Below are 14387 nucleotides of genomic sequence, written 5' to 3'. Positions count from 1 at the left end.
ATTTTTGGATAAATTAATAGTTAGACATGAGTTTCACGAATTGACACTATTTTTTAAGTAAAGCGCAAAACCACTTGTTACTTACTACTAACTAATCACCACTAACTGAAGTCAAAACTTATTTCGTATTTTGGCAATCAGAAAATTTAATTTATGACATCTACTCAAATCATTTTATTAATCGCTGCCTATTTTGGTGTACTAATTTTAATTTCTTATTTCACCGGAAAAAAATCTGGCAACGATGCTTTTTTTAAAGGCAATAAGCAATCACCTTGGTATGTAGTGGCTTTTGGGATGATTGGTGCTTCCTTATCTGGTGTTACTTTTATATCGGTTCCTGGTTGGATTGAAGCCTCTAAATTTAGCTACATGCAAGTAGTTTTTGGGTATATGCTGGGCTATTTGGTTATTGGCACGGTGTTGCTTCCACTATATTATAAAATGAATTTAACTTCTATTTACACCTATTTAGAAGGACGTTTTGGTAATTATGCGTACAAAACTGGCTCTTCCTTTTTTTTGATATCTCGTATAGTAGGCGCAAGTTTTAGACTGTATTTAGTAGCTAATGTTTTACAACTTATTTTGTTTGATGATTTAGGTATTCAGTTTTGGCAAACAGTAAGTATAACAGTTGCTTTAATTTGGTTATATACTTTTAAATCTGGTATAAAAACAATTGTCTGGACAGATACCTTACAAACGCTTTTTATGCTTATTGCTGTTGGTGTCGCTATCTATTTTGTAAGTTCTGAAATGGATTTAAGCGGGAAAAGTATTTTTGCTTTTGTTAACGATAACGAACTTAGTAAAATATTTTTCTTTGAGGATATTAAATCCGGAGATTATTTTTGGAAACAATTTATTTCTGGTGCATTTATAGCTATTGTAATGACTGGATTAGATCAAGATATGATGCAAAAAAACCTAACTTGTAGATCTTTAAAAGATGCACAAAAAAACATGTTTTGGTTTACGTTAGTTCTAACTGTAGTTAACTTTGTATTTTTAAGTTTAGGATTACTACTTACTGTTTACGCACAGCAAAACGGAATTGAAGCACATAAAGATGATTTGTTCCCTATTCTTGCTAAAAATCATTTAGGTTTTGGTGTTTTTGTGTTTTTCTTACTAGGATTAATTGCTGCTGCTTACAGTAGTGCAGATAGTGCTTTAACGTCATTAACGACATCTTTTAGCATTGACATCTTAGACATCGAAAAAAAACACGACCAAAACAAGCAAGTCAAAATAAGAAAGCGTATACATGTTTTAATTTCATTATTATTAATATTAGTTATTATAGCTTTTAAATACATTATTAAAGACGAAAGTGTAATCTCTAAACTGTTTGTCTTTGCTGGATACACTTATGGTCCTTTACTTGGTCTTTATGCTTTTGGTTTATTTACAAAATGGAATGTTAAGGATAAATTTATACCAATAATCGCCATTCTATCTCCTATTCTATCTTACATTATTAGTGTAAATAGCTTAAAATGGCTTGGATTTGAGTTTGGCTTTTTCATTTTAATACTTAATGGGTTCTTGACGTTTTTAGGGCTAATGCTTATTCTTAAAAAGAAAAATAATTAACATTTTATTAAACAAAACACAGTTGTTTTAGTTGTTTTTGGAATAATTTGTTAAGTTTGTGTTAATAATTTAACATAAATTAACAGATTTTTAGCTTTGAAAAGATATATCTCAGTATTTATAGTGATTATTACATTATTCTCTTGTAATAAAAAAACAGATCAGAACAAACAAAACATCACAGCAAAAACATATTTATTAGAGAGATTACAACCAGAAAACACAGGTATTACCTTTAAAAATAATATTTCTGAAAACACCGATCACAGCATTATTAATTACATTTATTTTTATAATGGTAGCGGTGTAGCTGCTGGAGACATTAATAATGACGGATTGGTTGATCTATATTTTGCTTCCAACCAAAACAGAAATAAACTGTACTTAAATAAAGGCAACTTTAAATTTGAAGACATCTCTGAAAGCGCTAATATTAACAGTAATTCTAGCTGGAATACTGGCGTTACTATGGTAGATATTAATAATGATGGGTTTTTAGATATCTACTTATGTTCAGTTTCTGGATTATTAGATTTTACTGGTCGTAATGAACTATTTATTAATAATGGTGATGGAACTTTTACAGAAAAAGCTGAAGAATACGGATTAGACTTTACAGGTTATTCTACTCAAGCGTATTTTTTTGATTATGACAAAGACTTAGACTTAGACGTTTATATAGTTAATCACGCAATACACACATCAATTTCACATGGTCCAGCAAGTATAAGATCTAATCGTACTCCGTTAGTTGGAGATGTATTATTAAGAAATGACAACGGTAAGTTTGTAGATGTAAGTGAAGACGCTAATATATATGGTGGCGCTAACAGTTACGGATTAAGCGCGTCTCTTGCAGATTTTAACAATGACGGTTGGGATGATTTATATGTTTGTAACGATTTTCATGAAGATGATTATTATTATATCAACCAAAAGGACGGTACTTTTAAAGAATCTTTAAAATCGGCTTTTACTGCTACAAGCAGATTTTCTATGGGTAGTGATGCTGCAGATATAAATGCAGATGGACTTCAGGATATAATAACATTAGATATGTTACCTAAAGACGAAAAGGTAATTAAAGAAACTGAAGGTGACGAAGCTATGCTTAATAAACAAAGTCAACTTAAAAGACTAGGGTATTCAAATCAGTATTCTAGAAATATGCTTCAAATAAACAACCAAAATGGGGCTTATTTTTACGATGCAGCAATTGTTAATAATATAGAAAATACAGATTGGAGTTGGGGACCATTAATTGCAGACTTTAATAATGATAGCCATCAAGATATATTTATTGCAAACGGAATCTTAAGAAGACCTAACGGATTAGATTTTAGAAAATACGTAGCTAATGCTTTTAAAAGCAGATCAAGAAGTGATGGTTTAGAATGGCTTTTTAAATCTATAAATGAAATGCCAAGAGGTGAAGTTGCAAATGAAATTTACCAAGGAGATTCTGAAAAATTAACCATCAAGACCGGTCAATGGATAGACAAAACACCATCACTTTCTAACGGTGCAATATATGCAGATTTAGATAACGACGGTGATCTAGACATTATTACAAACAACTTGAACGACTATCCATACATATACAAAAACAACACAGACCAATCAAAAAACTCTGTAAGCTTAGATTTAAAATTTTTAAAAGGAAATAAAGAAGCAATTGGCAGCAAAGCAATTGTATACACTAATAAAACAAGACAATTAAAACAGTTATTTAAATCTAGAGGATTTCTTTCTTCAACAGAAAAAAAACTTCATTTTGGTTTAAACGAAGAAAATAAAATCGATTCTTTAGTAATAATTTGGCCAGACTTAAAAGTTCAAACTATTGAAAACCCTGAAATAAATACGGTATTAAACATAAACTATTCTCCTAACCGTAATACATCACAAAATTATTACTTAAAAGGAAAAACCGAAAATACAGTCTTTAACAACAAAGACATAATTAACTATAAACATGAAGAAGATAATTTTAATGACTTTTTCAACCAAAAATTAATTCCTTATAAAGTATCAACATTAGGACCTGCAGTAGCTGTTGCAGACGTAGACAATAACAAATATGAAGATATTTTTATAGGAGGCGCTTCAGGAAAATCTTCAAAATTATATTTAAATAACGGATATAAACTAAACCCCAAAAACCATAACGTCTTTGAAGAAGATATTTATTGCGAAGACAACTCTGCATCTTTATTTGACGCTGACGGAGATGGCGATTTAGATTTATATGTAGGTTCTGGAATTAATACTAATAGAATAAAAAAATACGAAAACGATAGACTTTACATAAACGAAAACAATACATTTAAGAAATCTACTAACTTTCCAGACAATTATTTAAACACATCTACTGTTGTTACCTACGACTATGATAATGATGGTGATATAGATATTTTTATAGGCAATCTATCTAACCCAGATGTATTTGGAGAATCTACTGAATCTTACATACTTATTAATGACGGAAAAGGTAATTTTAAAAAAGATCTAAACTTTAAATTATCTTCTAAAGTAACAGATGCCATTTGGGAAGATTTAAACGACGATGGTGTTAAAGATTTAATTGTTACTTGTCAATGGGATACTCCTAAAATTTATTTAAATAATAACGGTTCTCTAGATTTAATAAAAATTCCAGAAAACCTAAATGGCTTATGGCAAACAGCTATAACTTACGATTATGACCATGACGGAGATAAAGATATACTCTTAGGTAATTGGGGATTAAACACAAGGTTTAATGCAACAAAAGAAAAACCATTACACATGTATTTTGGTGATTTTGACAATAACAATATTAAAGAAACTATAATAGCTTACAATATTGACGGACAATATTACCCTTTAAATACTAAAGACGAATTAGCTTCGCAAATGAATGTAATAAGCAAACGATTTGTACAACATAGTGATTTTTCTTTAAAAACAGTAGAAGAAGTATTAACGCCAAAATCTGTAAAAAGCGCTCAACTGTTCTATGTTGATAATTTAAAATCTGGTATTTTGCAAAACAATAATGGCTCTTTTAATCAATTTGTCCCTTTCCCAGTTCAATTACAGTTATCACCAATAACTTCTTTCGAAAATATTTCTATAGACACCAAAGAACAAATACTAATTGGAGGTAACAACCTAAATGTAACTACCTATCATGGACAATACAACTCACTTCAAGGTTATACTTTTTATTCCTTAGATAACATAACACCTGTATCTAATTTAGGTATCAAGCCTTTTAAAAAACAAGTGAAATCTTTTGAGAAAATTAACACAAAAAACAACAAATACCTTTTAACAATCTCAAACAATGACAAGGTAGACTGTTACGCGGTTAAGTAAATTTAATACTGATTAATAGACAACAAAACTAACGTACAAGCAACCTCATAAACAATATTGTTTTTATCTAAAATTTTATAAAATTCAGGATTTTCAGTTCCTGGATTAAAAATCACACGATTAGGATTTAAACTTACTATGTAATCATAATACTCTTTTTGTCTGGTTGGATTTAAATATAATGTTACAGTATCTAAATCAGTATACATTTTTAAATCTGTATCAATTTTAACACCAGCCACTTCTCCTTCTCTTAATCCAAATGCTACAGTGGGTATATTATTAGCTACCAATTTGTTAATAGCTGTATTAGAATAACGCACTGGATTTAATGACGCTCCTAGCACTAAAGTTTTTTTATTCATAAATGTTAAATATTCTTAAAATTAAATTTTATCCGTAACAATACAAGTAAAATTTAGTCTTAATAGCATAAACAATTTCATCAATCAAATAATCATTACAACCAAAAATGAAAAAACTATTCTCCATTGTTATGCTATTGGTAACCTTTAGCATAAATGCCCAAGACAAAACTTTACCCAAAATCGGAACTGTTACCGGTAAAGTATTAGACGTAAATTTACAACAACCCTTACCGTATGTAAATGTCGTTATAAAAGATGTAAATCAAAATATTATAACTGGCGGAATTACTAATGAAGACGGAAGCTTTAATGTTAATCAAATACCATTAGGTAAAAATATTGTTAGCATCGAGTTTTTAGGTTATCAAACCGAAAGTAAAAACATTGAAATTTCTAACAACAATAAAAATATCAACCTAGGTACTATTAATTTAAGTGAATCTGCTGAAAGCTTAGAAGAAGTAACCATTGTTGCAGAAACCTCAACCATTCAACAAAAAATAGATAGAAAAGTCATTACCATTGGTAAAGATCTACAAACGGCAGGTGCAAATGCAAGCGATATTATGAATAACATACCATCTGTAAACGTAGACCAACAAACAGGTAACATTAGCTTACGCGGAAACGAAAACGTACGTGTTATGGTAGACGGTAAATTATCTAACGTGCCAATTGCTCAATTATTAAAACAAATACCATCTACAGCAATTAAAAGCATCGAGTTAATTACTAATCCTTCGGCAAAATATAACCCAGAAGGAATGAGCGGAATTATCAACATTAAACTTCATAAAAATACCAAATTAGGTTTTAACGGTAATTTAAACATTGGTCTCACTAATGAGGTTTATGCAAAATTTAATAGTTCTATAGACTTAAATTATCGTAACGGAAAATTCAACTTTTACGGTAGTTACGGTAATAACATTGGTAAATATGACAATTTTGGATATATCGACCAATCTAACGATAACTCTAGACAAGATTTTCAATTTTTCAACAATAATAAATCTCATTTATTTAAAGTTGGTGTAGATTATTATTTAAACGATAACAACACATTATCTTTCTTTACCAATCAAAATATTTTTGAAGGCAATGGTGTTGGTACTACCAATTTAAGTTTTCCTGACCAAAATCTATATCAAAGACAAATTTTTGGTAGTGACTCAGAGAACAATTCAGGTCAATACAACTTTGTCTATAAACACCTTTTTAAAGACGAAAACGAAACTTTAGATATTGAAGTAGATTACAACGACTTTACTAATACAGAAGTAGCAGACTTTAACTACATCAATTTTAGTTTTCCGCCAGATTACAATGATTTTGTTGATACAAAAAGAGATCAAACCACAATAAACGTAGATTATGTAAAACCAATAAACGAAGACTCTAAATTAGAAATTGGTGCAGAAGCAAGACTTTTTAATACCGATTTAAGATACAGATCTACTGGTCAAACATTTTCTAGCACAGGTACAATTATACCTACACCAAGTACAGCGTTTGATTATAAAAGAGATATTTTTTCTGCTTACATAACTTTTGGAAAAACTATTAACGAAAAATGGAGCTATCAAGTTGGTGCACGTGCAGAACAAGTAAAAGTAGAAGCTGAAGCTTTAAACATGTTTACAGATGGGACAACACAAGTGTTACCTTTTACTAATGAATATTTTCAAATATATCCATCTGCATTTTTAACTTATGCTGCTTCAGATAAAAACTCATATCAATTTAGCTTAAGTAGACGTGTAGACAGACCAGGTTTACAACAAGTTAACCCAATTAGAGAATGGAGCACACCAAGAGTTTCATCTTTTGGAAATACTGAATTACAACCTCAATTCACCAACTCTGCAGAAGCAAACTATACAAGACAATTAAAAAAAGGAAGCATAACTGCTGGTGTATTTTATAGAATAATTGAAGATAACATAAACAGATTTGTAGCTATTGACAGAACAAATATTTCTGCTGGTAATTCTATTTTATCTTATGATAATTTTGATAATACATCTGCCTACGGTATAGAACTTTCTAGCAACTATAGACCAACAAAATGGTGGAACTTTAACGCGAGTTTTGATTTATATTCTCAGTCTCAAACTGGTATTACAGAATTTATTGATGCTAACGATTTAAGTACAGCAACAGTTAATGATATTGAAACACGTAAAACTGAAGTCGAAAATGTAGTTTGGAACTTTAGAATGTTTAACAACTTTAAAGCTACTAAAAACCTAAGCTTATCATTATTTGCTATGTACCGTGGTGAAGAACAAGGCGTTCAGTTTTTAAGAAAACCAATGTATTTTGTAAATACTGGTTTACGCTATACGTTTTTGGAAGATAATAGAGCAACTATTAGCTTTAACTATAATGACATTTTCAACACCATGCGTTTTGAATTTGAAACCGACACACCTTATCCTTCTACTGGACAATTTAATTGGGAAAGCAACACATGGAACGTTGCGTTATCCTATAGATTTGGTGGTGGAAAATACCGAGCATTACAACGTAAACAACGTGATGACAACGAATCTTCTGGTGGCGGCGGATTTATGTAAATAAACCTTCTAGAAATTTAGCAGTTTACTTTAAAGTTGATGGTTAGTGTTAAGGTAAATTTGCTAAATAAAGGAAAACCCAAAGCCTGATCGACTTTGGGTTTTCTAATTTAAAACTAACTTTTTTAAGATAATTTTTTGTTTAACACTTAATCTTTGTTAAATAAGCGTTAAATATTGAAAATCAATGTAATAAAAATAAGAATTAAGCGTCATGTAATAAACAAAGCAAACCATAAGTTTTATATTTATTTGAATTAGTCCTCAACCTATAAAACATAAGTTTAGTTAGTTAAGTTTAGTTATAAAAAAAATCCGAAACGTAAGTTTCGGATTTTTTAGTTATAAAATTATTTTAACTACCATTTAATAATAGCGCTTCCCCAAGTAAATCCACTTCCAAAAGCAGCTAAGACTACCGTATCGCCTTCATTAATTTTTCCTTCTTCCCAAGCTTCACATAAAGCCAAAGGTATAGAAGCTGCAGTTGTATTACCATAATGCATAATGTTATTATACACTTTATCATCTGTCAAGTCAAATTTCTTTTGAATAAATTGAGCTATTCTCAAATTAGCTTGATGCGGAATTAACATATCTATATTTTCCTTTTTAAGATTATTTTTTATCAAACCTTCCATAATAACTTCGCTAAAACGTACAACTGCGTTTTTAAATACAAATTGTCCATTCATATGCGGAAAATAACTGTCGTCATTCTCATCATTATCTGCAATAATATCTGTTACCCAGCGTGTTCCCATACCTGGTGCTTTTACCACTAATTCTTCTGCATGTTCACCTTGACTATGTAAATGTGTAGATAATATTCCTTTACTATTATCTTCTTCTCTACTCACTACAACTGCGCCTGCGCCGTCACCAAAAATAACAGAAACACCTCTTCCTCGTGTGGTTTTATCTAATCCGTGAGAATGTAACTCGCTACCAATAACAAGTATGTTTTTATACATACCCGTTTTTATAAAATTATCTGCAACAGATAATGCATAAATAAATCCAGAACATTGATTACGCACATCTAATGCACCAACAGTTTTTATATCTAAAGCATGTTGCACCTGTACGCCTGGACCAGGAAAATACATATCAGGACTTAATGTTGCAAAAATGATAAAATCTATATCGTCTTTATCTAAACCAGAGCGTTCTATAGCTTGTTTTGCTGCTTTTACACCCATTGTAGCTGTAGTATCATCGCTACCTTCTACGACCCAACGTCGCTCTTTAATACCTGTGCGCTCTGTTATCCACTCGTCGCTAGTATCCATTATTTTGGACAAATCCTGGTTAGTCACCACATTATCTGGCACATACTTACCAATTCCTATAATTTTTGAATTGTACATATACTTAATATTTATAATACAAATTTAAAGTATTTCAATAAATTATAATTAAAACAACCTATAATTAACCATTTTTACCAATAAGTCTTTCACACAAGTTTAACAAATCGTTTTAAGTCATAAATTTCATTTTTAGGTATCTTGAAGTCCTAATTAATTTCAAATAAAATGGCAAAATCATTAATTAAACTACTACTTATTTTTGTGTGTCTAAACGGATATGCACAACAAAACTTAACGTATCAAAAACCTTCTAAAGAAATTTTAGAACTAGCAGATGCAGATCTTGCTCCTGGTGTACAAATAGATAGCAAAGGAGAGCACATGGTACTATTATATCGTAACCAATATAAATCTATTGAAGAACTCTCTGAAACCGAACTAAGATTAGCTGGTTTAAGAATTAATCCTGTTACTAACATTGGTAGTCGTACCAATTACTATACAAATTTAAAAGTTAAACAAGTTAAAGACAAAGAGGCTAAACAAGTTAAAGGCTTACCAGACAATGCGCGTTTATCTAATTTTAGTTGGTCTCCTGACGAAAGTCTTATAGCTTGCTTAAATACAACACCTAAAGGAGTTGAAGTTTGGATTGTAAATATAAAAAACGCTAATGCATATAAAATTTCTAACGCCAATGTTAACGCTAATATGAGAAGTACAATTAATTGGTTTAAAGATAATAAACACCTTCTTGTAAAAATGCTGCCAAACGACCGAAAAGAGCTTATAAATAGTGCTACAGCTGTTCCTTCTGGTCCAACCGTTTCTGTTAGTGATGGTGCAAAAGCACAAAACAGAACTTATCAAGATCTACTAAAAACACCTAATGACGAGTTTAACTTTGAGCAATTAGCACGTTCCGAAATTAAAAAACTATCCATAAATGGAGAAATTACAGATTTTTTAGATGCAGATATGTATCGTGGCATAAGCTTTTCTCCTGACGGTAATTATATAATGGTTACAAAAATTAAACGTCCATTCTCTTATTTAGTAACTTATTCTAGATTCCCTAGTGAAAGTAACATATATGACCTTAACGGTAACTTTTTAAAAACAGTAAACAATGTTCCGTTAGACGAAGTAAGACCAAAAGGTTTTATGGCTACAAGAACAGGTAAACGCAGTATGCAATGGAGAAGCGACAAGCCTGCAACTATAGTTTGGGCAGAAGCATTAGACAAAGGTGATCCTGAAGTAAAAGTAGACTACAGGGATGTAGTGTATCAATTAGATGCGCCTTTTAATGGTCAACCAAAAGAAATACTTAAAACAAAACAACGCTTTTCTGGTATAAGATGGGGTAATGATAATATTGCTATTGCTTTTGATTATTGGTGGAATACCAGAAACTTAAAAACTTACTTATTTAATCCTACTACAGCTGAAGCTAAAATAATTTCTGACAGAAATTATCAAGATGTATACAGTGATCCAGGCGATTTTGTGTCTTCAAAAAACAAATATGGCAGCTACACACTAACCATTAACGGAGACAATCTTTATCTAATGGGCGATGGTTATTCTAAAGAAGGACAATTTCCTTTTATAGACGAGTACAATATTAAGACTGGTAAAACAAAACGCTTATATAAATCTAAATACACAGATAAACTAGAAAGTTTAAACTTTGCAATTGATATGAAAAAAGGAGACATCCTTGTTCGTATAGAATCTAAAACAGATTACCCTAATTATTACATTAGAAATATTAAAAAGAATAAACTTACAGCAATTACAGATTTTGATAATCCTTTTAAAAGTTTAGAAAGCGTAGATAAGCGCGTTATTAATTATAAGCGTAATGATGGCTTAGATTTAGAAGGTACATTATACCTGCCATTAGATTACAAAGAAGGAGAAAAATACCCAATGATTTTATGGGCTTACCCAAGAGAGTATAAAGATAAAGCAAGTGCATCCCAAAGTACAGCAAACCCTAACGAGTTTGTTTACCCATATTGGGGATCACCTATTTATTGGGTTACTAAAGGTTATGTCGTATTAGACGATGCTGCTTTTCCAATTGTTGGAGAAGGCAACCAAGAACCAAACGACACATTTATAACACAACTTGTAGCTAACGCAAAAGCAGCAATAGATGCAGTAGATAATCTTGGTTATATAGACCCTAACAAAGTTGCTGTTGGCGGACATAGTTATGGTGCATTTATGACAGCAAATTTACTATCTCATTCTAATCTTTTTGCTGCAGGAATTGCAAGAAGCGGTGCTTATAACAGAACATTAACGCCTTTTGGTTTTCAAAGTGAAGAGCGAAGCTATTGGGAAGCTCCAGAAATATACAACACAATGTCTCCTTTTATGAATGCCGATAAAATGAAAACACCATTATTATTAATTCATGGTGTTGCAGATAATAATTCTGGTACCTATCCTCTACAAAGCGAACGTTACTTTAATGCCTTAAAAGGATTAGGCGCACCAGTAAGATTAGTAATGTTACCTAAAGAAAGTCATGGTTATAGAGCTAAAGAATCTATTATGCACATGCTTTGGGAACAAGATCAATGGTTAGAAAAACATGTAAAAAACAAAAAATAACATTACAACATAACTACAAAAACCGTTTAATTAAATTAAACGGTTTTTTTATGTCATATTGTCACACAACCTTAATTGGCATTTTTGTTGTCTAATGCATCATGTATAAATAATAACATTTTTTCGCTTTCGCGGAAACTAAACATAAAACAACGTATTATGGCAAAAGGAAATATTAACGTTTCGGTAGAAAACATTTTCCCTTTAATTAAAAAATTCTTGTATAGCGATCACGAAATCTTTTTACGTGAGCTTATTAGTAACGCAACAGATGCTACGCTTAAATTAAAACATTTAACTAGCATTGGCGAAGCAAAAACCGAATATGGCAATCCTATTATCGAAGTAAAAATTGATAAAGAAGGAAAAAAATTACACATCATTGATCAAGGTTTAGGTATGACTGCCGAAGAGGTAGAAAAATACATTAACCAAGTTGCTTTTTCTGGTGCCGAAGAGTTTTTAGACAAATACAAAGACAGTGCTAAGGATAGCGGAATTATCGGTCACTTCGGACTAGGTTTTTACTCTGCGTTTATGGTGGCAGATAAAGTAGAAATTATTACAAAATCTTTTAAAGACGAACCTGCTGCACATTGGATTTGCGATGGTAGCCCAGAATTCACTTTAGAAGAAGCCGATAAAACCGAAAGAGGTACAGAAATTATTCTTCATATTTCTGAAGGTGAAGAAGAATTTTTAGAAGACAGTAAAATTAGAGAGCTTTTAGTGAAGTATAACAAGTTTATGCCAATACCAATTAAATTTGGTACTAAAACTGAAACTTTACCAAAACCAGAAGACGCTAAAGAAGACGATCCTGCTCCTACTAAAGAAGTAGACAACATTATAAACAACCCAAATCCTGCTTGGACCAAACAACCAACCGAGTTAGAAGAAGACGACTATAAAAACTTCTATCGTGAGTTGTATCCAATGCAGTTTGAAGAGCCTCTTTTCAACATTCATCTTAATGTAGATTATCCATTTAACTTAACAGGAATCTTGTATTTCCCTAAGTTATCTAATGATATGCAAATTCAAAAGGATAAAATTCAACTATATCAAAATCAAGTATTTGTAACAGATAATGTAGAAGGTATTGTTCCTGAATTTTTAACCATGCTACGTGGTGTTATAGATAGTCCAGACATTCCTTTAAATGTGTCTCGTTCTTACTTACAAGCAGATGGTGCAGTTAAAAAAATTAGCTCTTACATTACACGTAAAGTTGCCGATAAATTAAAGTCGCTATTTAACAGTAACCGCGAAGATTTTGAAGCAAAATGGAATGACATTAAAATTGTTATTGAATACGGAATGCTGTCTGAAGAAAAATTCTTCGAAAAAGCAGAAGCATTTGCTTTATACCCAACTGTAGATGGTAAGTATTATACTTACGACGAGCTTTACAATGCAATAAAAGCAAAACAAACTGACAAAGACGATAAGTTAATTATCCTTTACGCAAGTAATCAAGATGAGCAACACAGTTATATAGAAGCTGCTAAGGACAAAGGTTACGAAGTTTTATTATTAGACAGTCCTATTGTTTCGCATTTAATGCAAAAATTAGAAGGTTCTAAAGAAAATATCTCATTTGCTCGTGTAGATGCAGATCATATTGATAAGTTAATTCAGAAAGAAGAAAACACAATTTCTAAATTAGACGAAGACCAACAAAAACAGTTGGATGAGTTGTTGAAAGAAGTGATTCCTTCAGAAAAATTTATGGTGCAATTAGAAGCTATGGATAGTAACGCAACACCATTCATGATCACGCAACCAGAATTTATGCGTCGTATGAAAGAGATGCAACAAACTGGCGGCGGCGGTATGTTTGGAATGGGTAATATGCCAGAAATGTACAATCTTGTTGTCAATACAAACTCTGAATTAGTAAACGAAATTTTAAATACTAAAACGCGTAAAAAACAAGAACGCTTAATAAATCAAAGTTTAGATTTAGCACGTTTATCGCAAGGACTTTTAAAAGGTAAAGAACTTAGCGACTTTATAAAACGTAGCTATGAAATGATAAAATAATTATTTCTGCTTTCGCAGAAGATTTTAAACCACTTCTTAACCGAAGTGGTTTTTTTTTATTTTTTTATCAAAAACCAACCTACTATATTTAATAGCATTCTTTACTTTTGACTAGAATCAAGTTAATAATCAATTGAGAACAACTTTAACAGATCGCAAAAAGTTTATCATAAAAGCAATAAGAGCACATCTTGGTTTACTTGGCGTCTGGCTTTTATTTATTATTCTTGGTATTTTCTTTACTTTTATTGGAAATAAAGTTGAAAGTAATGGATTAGGATTTATAATCTTTGGCATTCTATTTATTATCTTAAGTTCTGCTTTTATGCTATTTACTTTACCTTCTAGCATTAGATACTATTACAATCAAGCAGAAATTAAAAAATATGGAAGTTACACAACTGCTAAAATAACCAACAAAGAACTGAGGCAATAAACAAGTAAAATATTAATTATTTATTGCTAGAGTACTTCTATGTTCACCATTGTAAGGC

8 protein-coding genes are annotated in these 14387 nt (G+C 31.0%); 6 read left to right on the top strand and 2 right to left on the bottom strand.

What is annotated here, in order from left to right; all coding sequences use genetic code 11:
- Positions 1–153: 153 nt before the first annotated feature.
- Positions 154–1599, top strand: coding sequence for a sodium:solute symporter (locus tag WA340_RS02685; RefSeq protein ID WP_336127177.1), 1446 nt, complete (start codon positions 154–156; stop codon positions 1597–1599).
- 96 nt (positions 1600–1695) lie between these two features.
- Complete coding sequence (locus tag WA340_RS02680) at positions 1696–4959, top strand: VCBS repeat-containing protein (protein WP_336127176.1); 3264 nt, start codon at positions 1696–1698, stop codon at positions 4957–4959.
- A gap of 2 nt (positions 4960–4961) precedes the next feature.
- Here the strand turns inward: WA340_RS02680 and WA340_RS02675 are convergent, their stop codons facing one another.
- The gene (locus tag WA340_RS02675; RefSeq protein ID WP_304143231.1) at positions 4962–5324 is read right to left on the bottom strand and encodes a CoA-binding protein; all 363 of its coding nucleotides are present in this window, start codon (positions 5322–5324) and stop codon (positions 4962–4964) included.
- A 107-nt stretch (positions 5325–5431) separates the two neighbouring features.
- Between WA340_RS02675 and WA340_RS02670 the strand changes: the two genes are divergently transcribed.
- Complete coding sequence (locus WA340_RS02670; RefSeq protein WP_336127175.1) at positions 5432–7906, top strand: outer membrane beta-barrel family protein; 2475 nt, start codon at positions 5432–5434, stop codon at positions 7904–7906.
- 359 nt (positions 7907–8265) lie between these two features.
- On the opposite strand, the gene WA340_RS02665 is transcribed toward WA340_RS02670, so the two are convergent.
- On the bottom strand, positions 8266–9276 hold the full coding sequence (locus WA340_RS02665) for a 3-oxoacyl-ACP synthase III family protein (protein ID WP_304143227.1): 1011 nt from the start codon (positions 9274–9276) through the stop codon (positions 8266–8268).
- Positions 9277–9444: 168 nt separating this feature from the next.
- On the opposite strand from WA340_RS02665, the gene WA340_RS02660 reads away from it, so the two are divergent.
- The 3 genes from WA340_RS02660 to WA340_RS02650 all read left to right on the top strand — a co-directional run bounded on the left by WA340_RS02660 (position 9445) and on the right by WA340_RS02650 (position 14329).
- A complete protein-coding gene (locus WA340_RS02660; RefSeq protein ID WP_336127174.1) occupies positions 9445–11847 on the top strand; it encodes a prolyl oligopeptidase family serine peptidase in 2403 nt (800 codons plus the stop codon).
- Between the two features lie 159 nt (positions 11848–12006).
- Positions 12007–13893, top strand: a complete 1887-nt coding sequence (gene htpG, locus WA340_RS02655; protein WP_336127173.1) for a molecular chaperone HtpG — start codon at positions 12007–12009, stop codon at positions 13891–13893.
- A gap of 133 nt (positions 13894–14026) precedes the next feature.
- Positions 14027–14329: a hypothetical protein gene (locus WA340_RS02650; RefSeq protein WP_336127172.1), complete on the top strand. Its 303-nt coding sequence runs from the start codon at positions 14027–14029 to the stop codon at positions 14327–14329.
- Positions 14330–14387: the final 58 nt, after the last annotated feature.

The sequence above is a fragment of the Mesoflavibacter sp. CH_XMU1422-2 genome, assembly GCF_037029245.1.
Taxonomy (GTDB): domain Bacteria; phylum Bacteroidota; class Bacteroidia; order Flavobacteriales; family Flavobacteriaceae; genus Mesoflavibacter; species Mesoflavibacter zeaxanthinifaciens.
This window is presented reverse-complemented; position numbering and strand designations above follow the sequence as displayed.

Excerpts from the sequence above, each read along its gene's own strand:
- WA340_RS02685 (WP_336127177.1), top strand. The coding sequence starts at position 154 with ATGACATCTACTCAAATCATTTTATTAATCGCTGCCTATTTTGGTGTA.
- WA340_RS02675 (WP_304143231.1), bottom strand. The coding sequence starts at position 5,324 with ATGAATAAAAAAACTTTAGTGCTAGGAGCGTCATTAAATCCAGTGCGT.
- WA340_RS02670 (WP_336127175.1), top strand. The coding sequence starts at position 5,432 with ATGAAAAAACTATTCTCCATTGTTATGCTATTGGTAACCTTTAGCATA.
- WA340_RS02665 (WP_304143227.1), bottom strand. The coding sequence starts at position 9,276 with ATGTACAATTCAAAAATTATAGGAATTGGTAAGTATGTGCCAGATAAT.
- WA340_RS02660 (WP_336127174.1), top strand. The coding sequence starts at position 9,445 with ATGGCAAAATCATTAATTAAACTACTACTTATTTTTGTGTGTCTAAAC.
- htpG (WP_336127173.1), top strand. The coding sequence starts at position 12,007 with ATGGCAAAAGGAAATATTAACGTTTCGGTAGAAAACATTTTCCCTTTA.